This is a genomic window from Rhodanobacter sp. K2T2 (assembly GCF_013408815.1).
Classification (GTDB): Bacteria; Pseudomonadota; Gammaproteobacteria; order Xanthomonadales; family Rhodanobacteraceae; genus Rhodanobacter.
Genome location: NZ_JACCCA010000003.1, coordinates 365,081 through 384,047 on the forward strand (window position 1 = coordinate 365,081; position 18,967 = coordinate 384,047).

16 protein-coding genes and 1 pseudogene are annotated in these 18,967 nt (G+C 57.5%); 8 read left to right on the plus strand and 9 right to left on the minus strand.

Annotation, left to right across the window (positions count from 1 at the left end):
* Positions 1 to 7: 7 nt before the first annotated feature.
* From HDE78_RS07220 to HDE78_RS07250, 7 genes and pseudogenes are all read right to left on the minus strand, one after another.
* Positions 8 to 213 (minus strand): annotated as a pseudogene (locus HDE78_RS07220) (transposase); the annotation flags it as partial.
* Between the two features lie 105 nt (positions 214 to 318).
* Positions 319 to 2,487, minus strand: a complete 2,169-nt coding sequence (locus tag HDE78_RS07225) for a peptidase domain-containing ABC transporter (RefSeq protein WP_179477850.1) — start codon at positions 2,485 to 2,487, stop codon at positions 319 to 321.
* A complete protein-coding gene (locus HDE78_RS07230; protein WP_255457683.1) occupies positions 2,480 to 3,667 on the minus strand; it encodes an HlyD family efflux transporter periplasmic adaptor subunit in 1,188 nt (395 codons plus the stop codon). Before HDE78_RS07230 ends, HDE78_RS07225 begins: the two co-directional genes overlap by 8 nt.
* Before the next feature lie 565 nt (positions 3,668 to 4,232).
* Entirely contained in the window at positions 4,233 to 5,528 is a 1,296-nt protein-coding gene (locus tag HDE78_RS07235) for a HAMP domain-containing sensor histidine kinase (RefSeq protein WP_179477852.1), read from the minus strand.
* Positions 5,512 to 6,198, minus strand: a complete 687-nt coding sequence (locus tag HDE78_RS07240) for a response regulator transcription factor (RefSeq protein WP_179477853.1) — start codon at positions 6,196 to 6,198, stop codon at positions 5,512 to 5,514. The genes HDE78_RS07235 and HDE78_RS07240 overlap by 17 nt, the downstream gene beginning before the upstream one ends.
* Positions 6,199 to 6,521: 323 nt before the next feature.
* Positions 6,522 to 7,403, minus strand: a complete 882-nt coding sequence (rimK, locus tag HDE78_RS07245; RefSeq protein ID WP_179477854.1) for a 30S ribosomal protein S6--L-glutamate ligase — start codon at positions 7,401 to 7,403, stop codon at positions 6,522 to 6,524.
* Entirely contained in the window at positions 7,400 to 7,915 is a 516-nt protein-coding gene (locus HDE78_RS07250; protein ID WP_179477855.1) for a RimK/LysX family protein, read from the minus strand. Before HDE78_RS07250 ends, rimK begins: the two co-directional genes overlap by 4 nt.
* A gap of 498 nt (positions 7,916 to 8,413) precedes the next feature.
* Here HDE78_RS07250 and HDE78_RS07255 point away from each other — a divergent pair, with 498 nt between their 5' ends.
* Positions 8,414 to 8,902 carry a hypothetical protein gene (locus HDE78_RS07255; protein ID WP_179477856.1) on the plus strand — a complete coding sequence of 163 codons (489 nt, stop codon included), beginning with the start codon at positions 8,414 to 8,416 and terminating at the stop codon, positions 8,900 to 8,902.
* A gap of 519 nt (positions 8,903 to 9,421) precedes the next feature.
* Here HDE78_RS07255 and HDE78_RS07260 read toward each other — a convergent pair.
* Complete coding sequence (locus HDE78_RS07260) at positions 9,422 to 9,748, minus strand: hypothetical protein (protein WP_179477857.1); 327 nt, start codon at positions 9,746 to 9,748, stop codon at positions 9,422 to 9,424.
* 305 nt (positions 9,749 to 10,053) lie between these two features.
* On the opposite strand from HDE78_RS07260, the gene HDE78_RS07265 reads away from it, so the two are divergent.
* From HDE78_RS07265 to HDE78_RS07280, 4 genes are all read left to right on the plus strand, one after another.
* Positions 10,054 to 11,013 (plus strand): phospholipase D family protein, encoded by a 960-nt coding sequence (locus HDE78_RS07265; RefSeq protein ID WP_179477858.1) that lies wholly within the window; start codon positions 10,054 to 10,056, stop codon positions 11,011 to 11,013.
* Between the two features lie 110 nt (positions 11,014 to 11,123).
* On the plus strand, positions 11,124 to 12,389 hold the full coding sequence (locus tag HDE78_RS21030) for an HNH endonuclease (RefSeq protein ID WP_255457684.1): 1,266 nt from the start codon (positions 11,124 to 11,126) through the stop codon (positions 12,387 to 12,389).
* Positions 12,390 to 12,770: 381 nt separating this feature from the next.
* Complete coding sequence (locus tag HDE78_RS07275; protein ID WP_179477859.1) at positions 12,771 to 13,514, plus strand: DUF3944 domain-containing protein; 744 nt, start codon at positions 12,771 to 12,773, stop codon at positions 13,512 to 13,514.
* Positions 13,468 to 14,430 carry a DUF3939 domain-containing protein gene (locus tag HDE78_RS07280; RefSeq protein WP_218862109.1) on the plus strand — a complete coding sequence of 321 codons (963 nt, stop codon included), beginning with the start codon at positions 13,468 to 13,470 and terminating at the stop codon, positions 14,428 to 14,430. Before HDE78_RS07275 ends, HDE78_RS07280 begins: the two co-directional genes overlap by 47 nt.
* Before the next feature lie 351 nt (positions 14,431 to 14,781).
* Here the strand turns inward: HDE78_RS07280 and HDE78_RS07285 are convergent, their stop codons facing one another.
* A complete protein-coding gene (locus HDE78_RS07285) occupies positions 14,782 to 15,093 on the minus strand; it encodes a helix-turn-helix transcriptional regulator (RefSeq protein ID WP_179477861.1) in 312 nt (103 codons plus the stop codon).
* Positions 15,094 to 15,279: 186 nt separating this feature from the next.
* Between HDE78_RS07285 and HDE78_RS07290 the strand changes: the two genes are divergently transcribed.
* The 3 genes from HDE78_RS07290 to HDE78_RS07300 are packed head-to-tail and all read left to right on the plus strand — an operon-like array spanning position 15,280 to position 18,800.
* Positions 15,280 to 16,035, plus strand: a complete 756-nt coding sequence (locus tag HDE78_RS07290; protein ID WP_179477862.1) for a hypothetical protein — start codon at positions 15,280 to 15,282, stop codon at positions 16,033 to 16,035.
* Positions 16,032 to 17,234, plus strand: coding sequence for a hypothetical protein (locus HDE78_RS07295; protein ID WP_179477863.1), 1,203 nt, complete (start codon positions 16,032 to 16,034; stop codon positions 17,232 to 17,234). The genes HDE78_RS07290 and HDE78_RS07295 overlap by 4 nt, the downstream gene beginning before the upstream one ends.
* A 48-nt stretch (positions 17,235 to 17,282) precedes the next feature.
* On the plus strand, positions 17,283 to 18,800 hold the full coding sequence (locus tag HDE78_RS07300; protein WP_179477864.1) for a hypothetical protein: 1,518 nt from the start codon (positions 17,283 to 17,285) through the stop codon (positions 18,798 to 18,800).
* The last annotated feature ends 167 nt before the right edge of the window (positions 18,801 to 18,967 follow it).

Consider the following 18,967-nt stretch of genomic DNA (forward strand, 5'->3'; position numbering starts at 1 on the left):
ATTACAAGTAGGCGTACACGGTCGGCCATTTGGGGAAGTTCGGTGGTAAAAAACGCCACTGACAGCCCGTGCGCAGCAGGTACAGCACTGCGCAGAACACCTCATACAATCCAGTGTTACCGGCTTAGTATTGCGTCGAACGCTGCGTAGCAGCGGTTCTATCTCCGCGAACTTCTCTCGGCTGATATCGCTGGGGTAGGGCTTTCTCTTCATCAGCCTATTATCGCCAATGAAAGATCGTGAACAGGCTCTAAGAGAACAAATTATCAAGGCGCAGACCCAATTTTTGAATTAGTTGAGTTGTAAAGCTTGAAAATATCAGTCGCCGAAAACACTTTCACCTAACCCTAACGATGACTCTGCTCTCCCTGAACTTAGAACAATTATTTTGTTTGCGCTAGCCAGCGTTTCAGGTCGATGCGCAATCACAATTCTTGTGACATTGATCTGCTGCACCGCCTCATTTACTAATCGCTCCCGCTCCATATCCAGATGGCTGGTTGCTTCGTCGAGCACCAGCAATCTGGGTTGTCGATACAGCACCCGTGCCAAGATCACTCTCTGCTTCTGCCCACCCGATAGGCTAGAGCCCATGTCGCCGACCAGGCTCTGATAGCCCATAGGCATGGCGGCAATATCGTCGTGGATGGCAGCCAGTCGTGCGGCGGCTTCGATCTTGGTGGGCGTGGCATCGGTGTCAAAGAAGCTGATGTTATCGGCCACCGAGCCGGCAAACAGCTGGTCGTCCTGCATCACGGCACCGATCATTTGACGGTACGTGCCAAGGCCCAGCTTGCGGATGTCGATACCGCCAAACAGCACCTCGCCGCGTTCGGGTTGCAGTAGCCCGAGGATCACTTTAGCCAGCGTGCTCTTGCCGCACCCGCTGGGGCCGACGATAGCGACGGATTCTCCCGCCTCGATGCGCAGATGGCAGTCTTTGAGAATCCACGGCTCGCCCTCGGCATAGCGAAAGCTGACGTGTCGCAGTTCGATGTTGGCCTCCGGCAACGGACCGTCCCAGGTGGATTCGCCATCGGACTCCGGCGCGGTAAGCGCGATATCCGCTACGCGCTCGGCATGCAGCTTCAGCATGCGGAAATCCACCCACTTGTCGATCAGGCCGGCGGCGCGGCTGGTGAACTGGTCGGCATAGGCGATAAAGGCCACCAGCATGCCCACGGTGAGCTCGTTCTTCAGCGCCAACGTGGCAGCTATCCAGATCAGGGCCACGCGGCCGATGCCGAACACCAACTGGTTGGTGAGGGTGAAAGTAATGCCCAAGCGTTGGATGCCGATATCACGGTTAGTGCTGGCCACCGTGGCGTTGGCGTAACGCGACAACCGTTCGCCTTGCTTGTTCGCCAGCTTTATCGGCATGGCCCCGCGGATGGATTCCAGCAGCTCGCTTTGCTGACGCGCGCCACAGACGATCTGCTCCTCGTTGGCGCGGCGCAGCGGGTTGAAGAACACCCAGCGTGTGAGGCCGTAGGCGAGAAACAGGCCCGCCACCAACACGGTGAGCCAGATGCTGTAAAACGCCATTACTACGACCGTGACCAGCGACATCAGCCCATCCAGCAGCGAGCCGATGAACTGCGTGGTGAGGGTTTTCTGGATGGTCTGGATGGAGCCGAAGCGCGACACCACGTCGCCGACATGGCGTTTCTCGAACCAGTCCAGCGGCAGCTTCATCAGATGTGCGAACAGGTTGCTGGCCCATTGCACGTTAAGTGTCGCGCCCAGCCAGGTGACGGCCCACGAGCGAGCGGCGGTAATCAGTGCCGAGAAAATGGCGATGCCGAGAAAGCCCAGGCCCAGCAGGTTCAAAAGGTCATGATCGGCCGAGACCATGACCTGGTCGAGCACCCATTGCAGATAGAACGGTGCGGCCAGCGCGAAGACTTCCAGTGCCAGGGCCAATAACAGGATTTGGGCGAGTGCAGGCACGACACCGCGGATACGGCCGGTCAGGGCGCGCATCGAGACCGCCTGACGCGCCTGCACTGGTTCGAAGTTCGCGGCAGGGCTCAGTTCCAGCGCGACGCCGGTGAAGTGTTCGGAGGCTTCCTTGAAGCTAAACTTGCGAATGCCGCGTGCCGGATCATGGATGACGATGCCGCGCGCATGCACGCGCTTGAGTACCACGAAATGATTGAGATCCCAATGCAGCACGCACGGCGTCTTTAACTGCCCGAGATGTTCCATGTCCAGCTTGAGTGGCCGGCCAACGAAACCGAGTTTGCCGGCCATTTCCATCACGCGGGCCAGGGTGGCGCCCTTAAGTGAGGTGGAAAAGCGGCGGCGCAGGCCGGCCAGATTGACATCGTGACCGTGATAGCTGGCGACCATGGCCAGCGAGGCTAGGCCGCACTCCGCCGCTTCCGTCTGCAGCAGCATCGGCAGCTTGCGGGTCCAGCTAAACTGCAGCGCGGCGTGGAACGCCGAAGCCTTGGTGTCAGGCGAGCGCGATGTACCGTCATCCATGCGAGACATCCCCGCTGAGATGATGGCCGAGTCCGTAGAGCGGCTCGAATACCCACTCGATCAGGCGCCTTCGCTCCATCAACACATCCGCATCCAGCGCCATCCCCGGACGCAAGCCTTCGGCCTTGCCATAGGCCTGCACGGCCTGGCTATCCAATGCCACTTGCACGCGATACAGCGGCTCCTGATTTTGCTGCGGAGTACTACCGGTAAGCGCCGTCACTTCGGCCGGAGTCAAGGCACTGCGTGAAATCTCGGCCACGCGGCCAAAGTGTTGACCGAACTTCTGATACGGAAACGCCTGATAACGCAGCACCACGCGACTGCCCGGCTCGATAAAGCCGATGGCCCGGCTAGGCACCAGCAACTGCGCTTGCAAGGTGGCGCCGCTGGGCAGCAGAGAGAGCAGGGACTGGCCCGCCGTGACCATCTGCCCGGGCTTGAGCAGCAGGTTGGACACTACGCCATCACGCGGGGCGCGCAGCACGACGGCGCGCTGCATTTCATTCTGCGCCGCCGACTGGTTGATATCGGCCAGTTTGCGCTCGGTGTCGTTGCGCTGGGTCGACGCATCCAGCGGCACTTGCGCCAGCTGTTGCGCTGCCGCGTCAGCCTGTTGGCGCAGATCGAGCTGCTGGCGCATCAGGGTTTTGTACTGCGCCTGCGCATCAAGCATGGTCGACTCCTGCTGCTGGATCTGCAGCGCGGATATGTAGCCCTCGGCTTCCAACGGCTTCATCCGCTCCAGCATGGTTTGGGCGCTGGTGGCCTGTTGCCGCTGGATGACGAGCTGGGCATTGATCTGGCTGATTTGCGAGCGCAGCAGGGTCAGCTTGTCCCGCAGTCCACCAGCCTGCTGCGCAGACACCTTCTGCTGGGTGAGCAAGTCCGCCCGCAGCCGCATGCGCTGATCGTCCAGTTGGCGACCGACCAGGGCGCGCGTATCGCCCAGCGCAGCGCTGTCCTGTTCGCTGGAAATCTCCAGCAACGGGTCGCCGGCATGGACCTGCTGACCGTCATGCACGCGCACTTGCGAAATGGTGCCTGCGTTGATCGACGTGACGTTGAGCAGGCCGGCGCTGGGCACCAGCTGACCGGTGACGCTTTCGCGACGGGTGTACTGGCCCAGAATCAGAAACAGCACGATGGCGGCAGCCAGGGCCAGCGATATTGCAGTCAATAGCCAACGCGACAATGGCGCGGCAACAATAACGCCGCCCAGCCAATCGCTACGGCGCGCATCAATGACCTCCTCTCGAAACAATCCTTGTGTCAAACGTTGCACCATAAATCATTAAATTACGGAAGATCGACTCTTCCCCTAGTCCTTATTCCTGCCGATCTGGATCCTACAGATTTGAAGATCAGATTTGTCAGTCTTTCAAACTTAAACGCGTACCTTTAACTTGGTAAGTAAGCCCTGAGGAGGTCAAGTTGACATGATCAGCCGGAAATCGCTAAATTTACGCGCCGACATCAAGCGGCGCATAAATACATAAAGGAGATCCAAAATGGAATTACTTACTGCGGAACAAATTAGTTATGTAAGTGGTGGCGACGGCTGCCCCACGCCGTCAGGTCCTGTGATAGTTGGCTCAGCATCAACCGGTGGCGGCGCCACTGGATCTGAGCCGGGCGGCACTGGGTATGTTGTATACCATGTAGATCTGTAAAAACTTACTTTGTTACTTTTGGTGATACACAACTTAATTGGAGCATCTATTGGATGCTTCAATTAAGTTAATTTAAGATCTCAAACTATTGAATATGATGCTAGCAATAGCGCCGTTGGCATCGCTGCGCGGACGCATGGATACGTCCCAGCCGTAGAGTTCGCACAGGCGGCGAACGATGGCCAGTCCCAGACCGGCGCCGCTGCCACCGGCGCCTTCACCGCGCACGCCGCGCTGAAACAGCCGCTCGGCATCTTCCGGCTTGATCCCAGGACCCGTGTCGATCACCTCAATGCGGCCCTTGCCTACCTCTACCCGCACGCTGCCCTCAAGCGTGTATTTGATCGCGTTGCCGATCAGGTTGGTAAGCGCCACGGACAGGACCGACGCCGGTGCATTCACGGTGACCGCATCGTCAACGCTGAGCTCGATCTCGATCGGCTTGCCGCGCATCTGCGGGCGCTGGCTTTCAATGACGTCGGAGGCCACCTTGCCGACCTCGGTCGTTTCGCCGCGCGTGGGTCCGCGCCGCTCCGCGCGCGAGAGCAACAGCAACGCCTCGATCAGCTCGGTCGCCTGGCGCGACGCGCGCTCGATGCGCTTCAAACGTTCGCTGATCTTCTCGGTGAGATCGGGCGAGCCCTGCAGCAACTCCGTGGTGCTGGCGATCACCGCCAGCGGCGTACGCAGCTCGTGACTGACGTCGGAGTTGAATTCGCGATCGCGCTCGACCATGGCGGTGAGGCGGTCGGCGTAATCATCCAGTGCACGTGCCAGTTCGCCCACTTCGTCGTCGGCAAAATATTGAGCGAGCGGTTCCGCTTTCTGATTTTTGCGAAATTCGCGAAGCCGCTGCGCCAGCTGAGTCACAGGTTTGAGTACCTTTCGCGATAACCAAAGCCCAAGCACAAGCGACAGCACGCCGAACAAGAACACGGCACCGATAACGCTCACCAACAGCTGCTTTTTGCCCAATTCGTCGCGCGAAACGTCGTACTGGACAAAGCTGATCACTCCCTTGTTTCGTCGCACAGCCAGCTTGTAATGGCGCGTGCGCCCGTCTGGACCTGGCTCGTAAACGTCATGCACACCCGTATCCAGGTTCTGCCAGTCCAACGGAGCTTTGTAGATCGTGCGATCGCTCCAGGAAGCGGCCTTGACGATGTTGAAGGACGGCGCACGATCCGGATGCGCCAACACCTGCTGATTGAGATGATCCACCTCATCTTGCAGGCTTGAGGTAATGAGCTGGTCCTCAAGCCGAGAGCGTATGTTTAGCGCGGCAAACGCAAACATCGCGCTGAGGCCGAAGCCGAACAGCGCGAAGCTAAGTACGAGGCGAAACCGAAGCTTACGCCTGGACTGCATCCGGCTCGACCATCCGGTAGCCAATGCCGTGGCGGGTGTGGATCAGCGGCTTCTCGAACGGCTTGTCGATCGCCGCGCGCAGGCCGTGGATATGCACGCGCAGGGAGTCGCTGTCGGGCAGTTCCTCGCCCCACACGCGCTGCTCCAGATCCTGCCGCGTGACCACCGACGGGCTGGCCTCCATCAACGCCTGCAGCAGTTTAAGGCCGATCGGGTTGAGCTGGATCGACTTGCCTTCGCGGTTCACCGTCAAGGTATCGAGGTTGAAGGTGAGGTCGGCCACTTTCAGCACGCGGCTCTGCGGGCCCTTGCCACGCCGTGCCAGCACTTCGAGCCGCGCGGCGATTTCCTGCAGGGCGAACGGCTTGGTCATATAGTCGTCGGCGCCGGACTCGAAACCGATCAGCTTTTGTTCCAGCGCATCGCGCGCCGTCAGCATCAGAATCGGCGTCTGCTTGTGCGCCTCGTGACGCAGTTTGCGGGCCACTTCCAGACCGTCCATGCCGGGCAAGGTGAGATCCAGCACGATCACGTCGAAATCGTGCACCACTGCCAGATGCAGGCCGGTCACGCCGTCGCCGGCGAAATCGACCACGTGGCCGCGGTCTTCCAGATAATCGCCGATGTTGGTCGCGATATCGCTATTGTCTTCGATCACCAGAACGCGCATGTATCACTCCTGCAGCCGTTACACGGAACGGCTGGGACTGCAAGCTTAACAAGCTTGGTGGCGGGAATCCTGCCCGTTGCAGCACGAAACTGAACGCCGCATCCTCAGAACAAGAAAAAGGCCCAGATGCGCGACTCGCCGTCGCTTCATCTGGGCCCAAGCTACCGCCCCGATACCATCATCAGTTGGCATAGCGCTCTTGAGAGTCGATAGGCCGAGCCGATAAATGATGGCCACGTTATAAATGCTGATCGGTTACGCAAGAGTTAACGCGTACCGCTGTGCGATGAACAGGACAGACGCGGATCGGAAGGCACAAATATTCAAATTTTTGCCGTCTGCTTCTCCAGATGCCGAATAATCTCACCGGACACGTCCACGCCCGAGGCCGCTTCAATACCTTCCAGCCCGGGCGAGGCGTTTACCTCAAGCAATAGCGGACCGCGGTTAGAGCGAAGAAGATCGACGCCGGCAATACCCAGTCCAAGAGCCCCCGCCGCGCGAATCGCGATACGCTTTTCCTCGGCGCTCAGATCGGCCTTGATCGCGCTGCCGCCGCGGTGCAGGTTGGCGCGAAATTCGCCGGGGCTGGCGACGCGTTGCATGGCAGCTACGACTTTTTTGCCGACCACGAAGCAGCGCAGGTCGCTGCCCTTGGCTTCGGCGATGAACTCCTGCACCAGAAAATTGGCGTACAGGCCGCGGAAGGCTTCGACCACGCTCTGCGAGGCGCTGCGCTTTTCGGCCAGCACTACTCCGGTGCCCTGGCTGCCCTCGTTGAGCTTGATGACGTGCGGCGGATCGCCCAGCATCGCCAATACGTCGTTGGTATCGTCCGGGTTGTCGCCGAATACGGTGACCGGCATGTCCAGACCCTGCGACGCGAGTATCTGCAGGCAGCGCAGCTTGTCGCGCGCGCGCAGCACCGCGTCGGACGGATTGGGCGTGTAGACGCCCATCATCTCGAACTGACGCAGTACCGCCGTGCCATAGAACGTGCTGGATGTGCCGATGCGTGGAATCACCGCGTCGATATCGCGCACATCCTTGCCCTTGTAACGGATGGCGACGTCTTTCGGCGCGATGCGCACATAGCAGCGCAACGGGTCGAGAACACGCACGACGTGCCCGCGTTCGCGCGCCGCTTCGATCAGTCGCCGGGTGGAGTACAGGCGAGCGTTACGCGAAAGAATCGCAATTTTCATGAAATGTCCGTAACGGTCGAAGCGGATCGTAATTGGGTATAGGAAAGCGCCGGGTCTACCGCAAACCGTCCCATCAGGGCGCTGCGACCGAGCAACAGTGGAAACAGCATATGCCGCCGATCGGTGAGGTTGACGTCGACGCTGAAAGACTGCCCGGCCAATATGACCTGCGTACGAATAAACCAGCGTTCCGTACGTCGCCCGCCGGTGTCGGTGACGACACGCCTATCCAGAGCGGGAGCCTCGCAGCTGACTTCAAACGGGTGACGGCGGCGGATGCTCAGCGAAAATCGCAGCCAGGTCGCGCCATCGCGCTGAAAGGTCTGCAGCGTATCGACATGCAGCGAACTGCTGCGCGCTCCGGTATCGAGCTTGGCCTTGAGCAGTCCGATACCCAACTCGGGCAGAGCCAATCGCTCGCGCCAACCCAGCGTCGTGGCGACACGAGAGACGGCGTCGCCAGGCGCCGCCGAGTCGGGCACGACCAGATCAGAAACGATGAGATCCGTCATGGGACGTCGGTCAGGCTCGCTGGGGATCGAGAATGGAGTACAAGTGAAAGTACGATGATGTCGCCAGCCCTTCGTCCATCTCATGATTGACGAACAAGACTGAAAAACCGAACCGAATCTCGATACAGCTTTCAAGAATACAGAAACGACCGAAAGGCCTCAATGTTCGCAAAGGCAAGCTACTTGAGCTTGTTTTTCCGTCATCAGCTGATTTGTAGCGGCGCACACTGTTCACTTACGAGTGACGCATCATGACGGCATCACATCATTCCACCTGCGACGCATGAATCCTGATGTACTCGTTAGTCGGACCCTACAAGACTTTCGCGCCGGTCGTGAAGTGGTGTTAAAGCAGGCCCTAAAGCTTTCTCGATGACATGAATCGCGAACCCAAATCTAGATGTCAGGGCTTAGGCTAAGCCGAGATGTTCGTTTCAACCCGAGCTGACATCTCTGCAACTAGCCTGAAACATTTCCTTGCGGCAAAAATGAGGCTTCATGGCTTTTCTGTATGACAAACAAAGTCAATCAGCGTTCGACGCAGATACGCAGACGACGATTCGGATAGCTCCGACGTTCCTCGACACTTATCCCCAGCCGTTCGAATTTATGACGGCCGATCGGAGCTTTTATGTCGACTACGAAATGGAAGAAGAGCCACGCCGGATCACCCTCGAGAACGGCAATATTGATATGCACTGCGATGTCCTGAAGCTACAAGACTGGCATGTGAAATGCGAATTCGTGCTCCGCATGCGTGGCCACCTAAAAAATCCATGGCCAGAACGACTCCGAGCGTTAGAGGCTCTGGCACTGTATCAAGCCGGCTTCGAGGAGCTTGAGCGTGATGGACGAAGAAAAGAATACGGGGCGTGGAAAAGCTATCTTCTGGACGGTGTACGCGTTTGTTGGACTGAGGGCCAAGCCTCCACGCGTCTTCGCGTTGAGTTCATTGAACACTTCCCCGAGGGTTTACGCATGGCGTGACCACGCGTCCTACGGACGCGAGCGCAGCGGCTTTACCTCGATACGAGCGGCGCTCGGTCGCCCGTGGGCAAATGGAGTGGACGGGCAGCAACATATTGCCCGTCCAGGGTGACCCGAAGATCTTGGGGAATGAGGAAGCGAACGTAGAGCCGATAGGGCGCTTCAAAAAAGAGAGGCTTTGGCATCGAAACAATACCCAAGACCGTACCCAGTAGGCCGTTTTAAGCAACGCCTCTTTGCCATTAAATTTATTTAAGACAATCACTTAGCCTGCTATGGCTCAAATTTTGGAGCGGGTGAAGGGACCTGTCACAACCACCACGCTAAGCCGTTGTTTCTTCAAAAAGAACAACAGCAAATCGGGTGACCGAAACAGTACCTCAAACAATACCCGTGGGTGCATAAGGCTATCAGCGCGCCGGCACTGAACGCCAGTCCTCAAACATAAATGGCGCACCGGTCGAACGTGCCAGGCGGGGTAGCCCTGTTGGATCTGCCGAGCGTATTGAGCGTGGCGACCTACAACCATTCGTGTGTCAAAGCATCAGCGTCGCCATACAGTGCATGCGAAAGCTCGTAGACCAGATGAAAACCCATGTCCATGCCGCAGCCCTGGAGCACGACGCCGTCCTGCTTTCCCCGTCGCAGGCCCAGGGCCTGGCAGACGTGATGGTTCGGATGGATCGGTCGCCCTTCCCCAGGTAACCAAACCACCACAGAGATCTCTCGGCACATGCCGGTTCGGGAGACGTTGCGCAGGATCGTGAACACGCGGGTTCCTTTCGGTAACCACTGACGGAGTTGGTCCAGAGATTGGATCTGATCACGGGTTTGGGTGCGGGCCATGGCTTTGCTTCCTGTTCGTGGTTGCCGGCCTTTCACCGAAAGGCAGCAGGCGTTCGCCTGCTGCCGATGGCAGCCGCCGTGGTCCGAAGGAAGGCGCGGTCAAGGAGGGTTCGCGCAGCGGACAGGGAGAAGCTGGTGCGGCCCGCAGCCAACGGCGAGGACACGGGCTTCGAGCGGCCCTTGACCGGGGAAGCCGACCGCAGGGCCGCTCTTGCAAGAAATTTTCGTGTTCTCAGCGATGTTGTTTGGGTCTGATAGGGCTATCGTGAAGCCCTATTTTCCAAGCGCACCGGCCGAGGATCGACATGTCAAATCCGCAACTTTTCGAGAATCAACAGCACACCGCTCAATGGGTTCAACAGCAGAGGGGGAAACTGGACATTGCGGTCGCCTTCTGGGGCAATGGCGCCGTCAAGGAACTCAAGCTCGACGCCGCCGAAGGGCCGCTGCGTGTGCTTCTTGATTTGTCAGCGGGCGCTAGCAATCCAGACGAGGTTGAGCGTCTGATTGCAATACCCGGCGCCGAAGTGCTCCATTTGCCGAGGCTTCACGCCAAGGCATTCATCTCAGAAAACGGCGTGTTGGTCGGCAGTGCCAATGCGTCCGCCAACGGCTTGGGATCCGAGGGCACAGAAGCTACCCGTTGGCATGAACTAGGAATCCTGTCGGACGACCCAAGCGCCATAGCCAGTGCCCAACAGTGGTTTGAACGGAAGTGGGAAGCCGGGCGCTCGATAACTCCGGCACTTCTCAAAAAAGCCCGCGAAAACTGGAAAGAGCGCCAGCGGTTGCGCCCCAAAGCGACAGCCAAGTCAGGAAAAATTCTGGCGGCCGCGATCGCCGATCCCGACGCGTTCAAGAACCGCGGTGTTTACGTGGTCATCTCGATTGATCCGCTCGGCACCAAGGGTGAGAAAGATGCAGAAGATTATGAAAATCAGACTGGGCACCAACCGCATGCGTGGGAGGGCTGGACGGATATTCCGAAAGATGCAGACCTAATCAGTTTCACCTTTTACAAAGGGGAGGCGTTCAAGAAGGACGAATACGCTGTTTATTACTCGCCGAAAAAGCTTCGTCGTCACCGCAGTCTCGTGCTTGTGGAACCCACCGAGCTGGATGGGTTTTCAATTGAGCGTGTGACCGAGTGGCGCCCTGCCCTCACCCGTGCCAAAGATGACGCAATCTCCAAACGCACTTGGAAAAGTGAAGGAGGTTTATGCATGGATCTCGGTGAGTTTGCCGAGAAGTTTGGAAAGGCCTGACAGCACCATCGACGCGAATATCGGGAGCTCTTGCAGACCCTGAGCCGACGGATCAATCCTATGCGGCCGCTCGATACAATGATTTTTGGATTTCAAGGGGAGCAAGGACGATGACGTATTACCGGTTCAACATTGGCAAGCCACCAACCAGTGAATGGTGGGCGCAAAACATTGAGCGCCAGGTCATCACGGCCGGTTTCTTGGCCGACCCCGATGATCGGGGCAATGTGATTTTGACCGACATGGTTGCGGGAGATTGGGTGCTGGCCTACGTAAGCGGCAAGGGTTTCGTAGGCGTAGGTCAAGTGAAAGACGCGAGTTCCTATAAGCTCCACCCCAGCTTGCTTGCCGGTTCGCTTTCGGATCATCAACACGAACGGGGCGTGGACTGGAAATACGTCATCCGGGACGTCAACAAAGCTATCCCATACGACCAAGCAGGCGTGCGTTTTCCCGGCCAGACCCGCGAAAAGGCATACGACGCCGAGGCCGCGGAAACGTTGATCGCCCTGCTCCAAGAACATGGCGAACATTTGGATCACGGCCTGGGCATCACTGGGCCGGAAATTTACTGGTTGGTTGGTGATGCCGTCAAAGCGCTACACGCGCGCCTAGGCACGCCTGTCAGTGCCGCCCAGATCCGTGACTACATTCAATCGGTTCACCCGAATTACAACGCGGCAAATACCGTAGCTGATTTGAGTTTGCTGACCGTCAACGACAGCAGTCGCGGGTTCTACCAGCGCAAACGTTCTGGTGCTGATCTTCGATCGGATCAAAACAATCGGTATGACATGCTCTATAAGCACAAGGATGGCGTGGGCCGTACGACCTATGAACCTTACAATGTTGCCCGGCACGGTGTCTGGGAACTCGTGCCTGACTATCAGGGCAAGCCCCAACTCATCGTTGCAGGCCGCGAGGTCACGTTGGGCGAGGCCGCATTGGAAACGGCGGAAGAACTGGAATGGCACGAGCCCCAGCCGCCCATCAATAGTAAGCACGACGCTCGCCAGCAGATCATGCGGGCAGTCACACAGCGACAGGGCCAACCCAAGTTCCGAGCTGAGCTTCGGGAGGCATATGAAGACCGTTGCGCTGTCACGGGATGCAACGTGGTGCAAATCCTGGAAGCGGCGCACATCATTCCCTACAAGGGCGAACACACCAACCGCGTCGATAACGGGCTGCTGCTCCGTTCTGACATCCACACGCTTTACGACCTTCAGCATCTTTGGATTGATGGCCAGTTCATCGTCCACATCGCGGCGTCGCTTCGTGGGACTGACTACGAGCAGTTCGATGGCAAAACGCTGCGCCTTCCGAAAAACGTAGCGAACTACCCGAAGATCGAGCATCTGGCGGGACATGCTTGAGCCGTTGAGCACTGGACCTGCAATGACCGCTTGAAATCTCGATCAGTGAGATTTGTCGCGCTCAGCATAGGATCAGGTGCCACGGTCGCGTTTCCCGATTGTGGTTGAACTTTATGAAGGTCAATTGAGGCAGCGTGTCATGGCAAAGAATGTTTTTGCGTTTATTGGGCTTTGGGTCGTCATTGCAGGGGTTCAAAAGGGTTGGCGCATGTGCTTGAAAGCCGCTGCAGAAGAAAGCTAAATCACAAAGTTTCAAGCCTTTGTGCGAGGATTTCGTTTCGACACAACACAAGCGCCGCCCAGGCATCACCAAACGCCTGGGAGCGTCATTACATTCCTGACCCGCCATCGAGCGGATCGCTCTTTTCAAGGATTGAACGCATGACATTGAACTACCGGCCCGATCCAGACTTGGATTTTTTGGGCCTCGTTACCGAAGAACAAATCCGCGGCCTCGCGGGCTATCTGACCCACGACAAGGATGGCCAAGCACGCCACACCGGCGAAATCCTCAATAATGAAGCGTTCAAGAAACTGCACGGGGATCCGGAGCAATACAAGAAAAACTGGAAGCTCATTGCTGCCGAACTTCAGTATTTCGGTGGCGACAGCGCCGTCAACGCTGTTCGTCGATCGGGTGTCTTGTATCGGGAAATCGTCGGGGATGTCGCTGGCAAGATGAGCGTGAAATTCACGAAGGAACATTCGGCGGCTGATATTGAGCGGGATATCCTGGCCAAAGTGTTTGGGGACAGCTGGGAAAAAATGGACCCCAGCCAGCAAGACGAGTTACGCAAGGAAGTGGGAATTGATGCGACGTTAGCGCCAGCCGCTGCCCTCTCCGCGCTTCAGATCGCCATTCGGGCGGGCGGGTTCGCTTCTTATAAGATGGCAACCATTTTGGCGCAGACCATTGCGAAACTAATCATTGGTCGAGGGCTTTCATTTGCGGCCACGGGCACGCTCATGCGCACCATAAGCATGTTTGCGGGTCCAGTGGGCTGGGCCTTTACAGCGGCCACGACCGTTCCAGCGTTCACGGGAGCGGCCTATCGCGTCACCATTCCTGCAGTGATCCATGTCGCATATTTGCGGCTGGAGCATTCCCACCAAGATCGGTTCTGAGGGCGCGCCTATGTTTGACAAAATCTGGATCGTCGATGTCAGCCAGTTGAATGCGACGCTTTTGGCTGCGCTCGGCCAGGGGAAAGCCGCCATCCATGACGGCGTTGCCTACTGGGCGGCGGGCAGCGGGCGCACAGGGGTTATCCAACACCTACCGTTTATCGAAACTACCCAGGACATGGCGTCCAAACAACTGATGAGCAGCGTTCAAGCGCTCACGTCATCAGCCAATCTAACCACCATACTGACAGCTGCCGCGTCCACCAGCATCATCGTCGGCGTGATCATCGTTCAAACGCGCTATTTGGCGGGAAAGATCGACGAAGTCAGGCGAGCGGTAGGCCAGGTATCTCAGAAGATTGACGAGCAAAATACCGTCTTTTATATGGAGCGGATTGCGTCGTATCTGGGTGACCTGGAAACCTGCAAATTCCTCATGAGCGATCGCCAGGTCTCCGCCGATTCGATGGACCTGATCACCACGATGTTGCCTAAGTTGATGAGTGCAAGAAATCAAAACTTAGGCTTCATCGCCAACCTGCTGACCTTTGCGGATGATCAATCGGTGTCGCTGGAGCATGTCCACGCGCTCACCCGGTTCGTCCAAGCGATGTTGGACGTCATCCCGTCGGGTATCCACCTGGAATATCTGATGGCGGCCAGAGCCGAGAAAATCGTTCTTGGTGAAGAGATCCTTGCCGATGGTTCCCGTCGTTATACGGAAGCCTTGGATGGCTACCGCACCTATCTCAATGCACTTCACAAGCGCGTTGTTGCCGGCAAGGGCGCGGATCGCGCGGAACTGCTGACAACCATTGAGGCAGAAGCCACGGCGCTTTTCCACTCCGAATCCAACAAAGCGCTATTGCAAGCACCGCCAATTAAAGCAGCACCTCACTTACGTTTGGTTGCCTAACAAAAACGCCACCCGAGAGGTGGCGTTTTTGTCTGAGCATTGATGCCGACGGCCGCCTCGTTACCCACGCAAAGGCGAAGGTTCAACGCCTCATTCCAAGCGGCATTGCCTATCAAAAAAATTGTCCACGCTCACCTGATTGTCGGCCAGGTCCACTCGGGCATGCTGTCGGCATCTACGCCAAATGGATGAGTGGCCGCGCCCAGGGATCAAACGGACCTGTCCTGGCTGGCGCCGTCGTTGCGCGACTGATAGCGGTCAATCACACAAGTGGCTCTGTCGTTGGAATTTTGTTCAAGGCAACAGCCACAGCAGCATCAAATAGAAACATCTGAGAGCGAGGCGATGGCATTATGTCGGCGTGCGTATCGCCTTACGCGCTACTTTCTTGACAGGGGGCAACTGCTTTTCGATCTCCGTGGCCCAAGCCACCAATGTCGTGCCGCAAGCCCGGCACCAGTCCTTGAGCTGTAGGCCATCCAACCGCACAGCACCCCGCTCTGCGGAGCTCACGTAGGTTTGGGAACGACCCAGAACCTCCGCAAAATCGGTTTGATTAAGGCCCGTATCCTCCCGCATCGTGCGCAGGGTGTTGAGAAAGACCTGATTTTCCGGTCGATACAGCGATTTCGGCGCTTTCGCTGCCGCCTTCTTGGTTGCCATTGCCGTTCCCCGATCACTTCATCGGGCTCCAACACTATAAGCGAGAGTGCGTTACGCCGGCCTACGTTAGTCGTTTAGTCAAGGTTGCATTATTTTGTCGCGGACGACGTTATTCTCCGATTGCCAGGGACAGCAGCGGGGTTCCTTGGACGACGGAACGTCTCCCGCACCAAACAGGGACCCACGATGAAACGCATTCACACGCTCATTTTTAACGCGACGGCCGCATTGGCTTTGCTCGTCGCCGCTCCGCTGGCCTCGGCTCAAAGCGCCGGCTTCCAAGGTTTTCTACAACGCGCCGGTTCAGCGGTTTCCCAATCCGCTTCTGCCGTCTTGGGCAAGAAAGGGACTGTCTCGCCTGCCGGCACCTCCACGACGACGGGCGCCTATTTTCGCCCCATCTCTCCCGCCCCCGGCGGGGAGTTCCAAGGCCTGTTCGACCATTGGAAGCAGGGCGACGCCTGGCCTCGCGCGGCGATCTATTTCACCAAATGGGGAAGTTCCCTCCCCTGTTGGACGGCGCGCGCGACCGTCTGGCGTTCGCCCAGCAGCCACCATGACGAGACATTCGAAGTGTGCAACGCACCCTTGGTAATTAGGGACGATATGGGCGGCACGCAAACGCTCGGCGCGACCGGTGGATTCGACCCGTCACAGACGATCTACAAGATGGATTCAGCCCAGAACATCCAAGGCATTTCCCATGCCGACTCATCAAACACTCGGGACACTGGCCCCAACCCGCCGCACAACCTTTTCTCGTTGAATTGGGGCACCCATCAAGCCCTGCTCCCGCAGTATCACGAGATCCTTTTGCGGGCCATGTATGCCTGTGGCTATGAGGACCCGACAAGCAAAGGCATCAACACGATGGCGGGGAAATCGCTGTGGGTCGTTGGTTTCGATCAAGCCGGCAACGCGGACGCCGGAGCCGCCCCATGAACTTTTCCATCAAGCGCGTCGCCGTATCTGCTGGTGTGGGTGCTGTGAGCTGGTTTGTCCTGATGGTGCTCGCGCGAAATCTATTTTATTCGTATGGGCTGTATTACCACGGCCTGCTGTTCTGGCTCATTTTCTCGGGGATCGCCTTTTACACTCTGCCAGCTTCCGTAGGATCCGGCCATGCTGGCATCGGCAACGCGGGATCATCGAAAGGCGATGCTCCGCTGACGATCACTCAGGATGGCGAATGGACCGTGATCCATGCGAGGCCTGTAGACATCGGCGGCTATGCCGCGTTCGCTTGGGTCTTCGGCGCCATCTTCGGTGGCGTGGCGGGCGCTGCCGTGGCGTCGTTCATGCACATGATGAGCGGTGGCAACTGGCCGGTGGTCTTTCTGGTCATCTTCGTGGTGCTGACATTTTTGATTGCCAAGAGCTACGTGGCTCTGATCAATCGCCATCGCAAAGTTCAGCGGGCCCCTTTTGCGGTGTCAGCGACAGGAGTGCGACTGCCGAGTGGCCGGGAGGTGGCGCGCGCCGACATCTACGCCTGGACCGTTCGCAATGCACGCAGTGGACAAGTGTTCATTGCCGCCAACAGCTACGCGATCGCCGGTCAGCTCATGGCGCAAAATTTGGCTGAGAAAAGCTATGTGCTGGAACTGGAACACGACGGGAAAGCCACCGTGTTGGCCGGCGGCCTGAGTTCAGCACTGGCCCAGGCAGCCCGTGACGAAGCCAAAGCTCAAGGCGACGAACTTGCCGAGCGGTCAGGAAGCCAAGCAGGACGCCACATCAAAGACTGGTTGAAGGCCGAAGATGACGAACTCGATAGTAAGATCGCCACTTCGGGTGACAAGGCTTCCATTGCCCTCCACCAAATGGCCGATGAAGCTGAGATCCAAGCCGAGCGCTGGAGCCGTTTAAGGCGAAATGTGGACGGCGAGGTGATCGAAGCCATCGTAGCGGATCGCACGGGGCGCGCGCTGGTCATCTACAACGACGGTCAGGAGCGCTGGACGGGAAACCTCAAGGGGGCACAGCTCTTTCCTGTTGAGAAAGGCCTCAAGGCACAGGTGGATGATCCGGACTATCGCGCCAAGCACCTGGCGGAGCGGCGGTTCCACCTGAGCCCTCACCAGCCGTCGCACGAGTGGACCGAATGGGTCGATCGGATCCGAATACTCAGCGCCGGCTAACCAGCACGCGCGGTTCCACTCCGATAAGCTCAACGCCATGGTGCAGCAGTGTCTGATCATCGCCATGGGGTTTCACTGTCAATGGCCAAGCGGCTTAAAGAGCGATCCACATTCCATGGTCCCTTTTGGGTGACCGATCAGGAGGTGTTTGGGGAGCTGTTGATCAAAGGATCCAACAGCACCCTGACGCTCAGCAGTGGTGGGAAGATGGCTGAAAGCAGTTCGTCTCAGCACTTCCATGGCTCCAGCGTGGATGGACAAAAAATCACCTGTATCGAATGCATTCGATCTTCTCAGGGCCACCGCTCACGCGGGCAAAATTCGTATCACTACACGCAATTCTTCCCACACTACGTTGCGGTTGGCGATGAGCATCTTGATCCCGATGCCAAAAATATCCGTCGCTTTCGCTTTTCGGCGAGCGATCTGCCGACGCTTTTTAATGACTTTGATGCTTTCGGTGTCGTCATTGACGCATCGTCGATCATGGATGCTGTTTTGGCAGGTCCACGCAAAACGCGGCCCATTGAAGTTGGCCCATGGCCAGAAGTTCGCTATTTCACAGGCAAGATGACTGTGATCGAAGTGGAAACCTCCGTGGGGAAAATTGCGGTCCAACGCAGGCGAACCTCTAGCGTTGGACATCCAGGTGAAGTGGATATCCGCAACGAGTTGCTTGTTTCCATCGAACCTGACCAGCCCATCAATTTTTCCGAAGCCATAGACCGGATTGCTCTGCTGCGTCGCTTTTTGTCGCTGTTGGCAGGACGTCCCCAAAAAATCAAACCTATAGAAATTACAACGATCACGGCTAACGCGAATGGGACGAACCCGCTGAGGGTGTATTGGAGTTATGCCCCCAAGGGACCTCATGGCGACTACCAGAAGCCCCAGCCCCACGATCTGCCGCTTGATCCGGTCAAGCACCCCGAAGAGTTTTCAACGGTGCTAAAAAATTGGATTGATCGCGACGAAAAATTAAAGATCGTCAGAAACCGTTATCTCAGTTGCATCGAGAAACGAAATACTTATGACGTGGATCGACTGGTGGCAGCTGCCAACATGTTTGACCTGCTGCCTTCCGACGCTTTGCCTCCTGCTCAAACTTTGCCGAGCGATCTCGCCGACTTCCAAGCCTCCACTATCAAGACGTTGAAAGCGTTTTCGCAGAGCCAAGATCGAGACAGTGCCATTGCGGCCATCACGCGCATGGGGCAGCCCTCTCTTCCCAAAAAAGTGCTTCACCGATGGATGGTTGTCGGATCAGATATGGATGATGTCTTCCCTGATATGGAATACGTGCTGCGGATGGCCATCAAGTGCCGCAATCATTTCGTCCATGGCCCATCAACATCGTTCAAGCTCGAACGCGCTGAGCCTTTCGTGTTTTTCCTCGCTGAGGCGTTGGAGTTTGTTTTCGCATTCTCCGACTTGGTCGCTTCCGGCTGGGATGCCAAACAGTGGACTTATCGCCACTTCGCAAACGGTCATTCGTTTGCCCGATTTCGGTGGGGCTACACGCAGACGCTAACCGCGTTCAAAGCCGCCATGGCCAACGCGGGATAACTTCGCCACACCTTCTTCTGATCGGTCGTCTCGCGTCGCGGTCAGCTGAAACCCTGCGCCGCCCGAACGCTCGCAGACCTTAGCACCTGCGATGCTAAGTTGCTAAAGCTAAAGGAATTTCAAAAGGTGGGTGCAGCGGTGCGCCCAGCCTAGTTTTGCGTCGATTG

What these genes read in the sequence shown, in the direction of transcription:
- HDE78_RS07225 (WP_179477850.1), bottom strand. Translation starts at nt 2,487, where the DNA reads ATGGATGACGGTACATCGCGCTCGCCTGACACCAAGGCTTCGGCGTTC.
- HDE78_RS07235 (WP_179477852.1), bottom strand. Translation starts at nt 5,528, where the DNA reads ATGCAGTCCAGGCGTAAGCTTCGGTTTCGCCTCGTACTTAGCTTCGCG.
- HDE78_RS07240 (WP_179477853.1), bottom strand. Translation starts at nt 6,198, where the DNA reads ATGCGCGTTCTGGTGATCGAAGACAATAGCGATATCGCGACCAACATC.
- rimK (WP_179477854.1), bottom strand. Translation starts at nt 7,403, where the DNA reads ATGAAAATTGCGATTCTTTCGCGTAACGCTCGCCTGTACTCCACCCGG.
- HDE78_RS07250 (WP_179477855.1), bottom strand. Translation starts at nt 7,915, where the DNA reads ATGACGGATCTCATCGTTTCTGATCTGGTCGTGCCCGACTCGGCGGCG.
- HDE78_RS07255 (WP_179477856.1), top strand. Translation starts at nt 8,414, where the DNA reads ATGGCTTTTCTGTATGACAAACAAAGTCAATCAGCGTTCGACGCAGAT.
- HDE78_RS07260 (WP_179477857.1), bottom strand. Translation starts at nt 9,748, where the DNA reads ATGGCCCGCACCCAAACCCGTGATCAGATCCAATCTCTGGACCAACTC.
- HDE78_RS07265 (WP_179477858.1), top strand. Translation starts at nt 10,054, where the DNA reads ATGTCAAATCCGCAACTTTTCGAGAATCAACAGCACACCGCTCAATGG.
- HDE78_RS21030 (WP_255457684.1), top strand. Translation starts at nt 11,124, where the DNA reads ATGACGTATTACCGGTTCAACATTGGCAAGCCACCAACCAGTGAATGG.
- HDE78_RS07275 (WP_179477859.1), top strand. Translation starts at nt 12,771, where the DNA reads ATGACATTGAACTACCGGCCCGATCCAGACTTGGATTTTTTGGGCCTC.
- HDE78_RS07280 (WP_218862109.1), top strand. Translation starts at nt 13,468, where the DNA reads ATGTCGCATATTTGCGGCTGGAGCATTCCCACCAAGATCGGTTCTGAG.
- HDE78_RS07285 (WP_179477861.1), bottom strand. Translation starts at nt 15,093, where the DNA reads ATGGCAACCAAGAAGGCGGCAGCGAAAGCGCCGAAATCGCTGTATCGA.
- HDE78_RS07290 (WP_179477862.1), top strand. Translation starts at nt 15,280, where the DNA reads ATGAAACGCATTCACACGCTCATTTTTAACGCGACGGCCGCATTGGCT.
- HDE78_RS07295 (WP_179477863.1), top strand. Translation starts at nt 16,032, where the DNA reads ATGAACTTTTCCATCAAGCGCGTCGCCGTATCTGCTGGTGTGGGTGCT.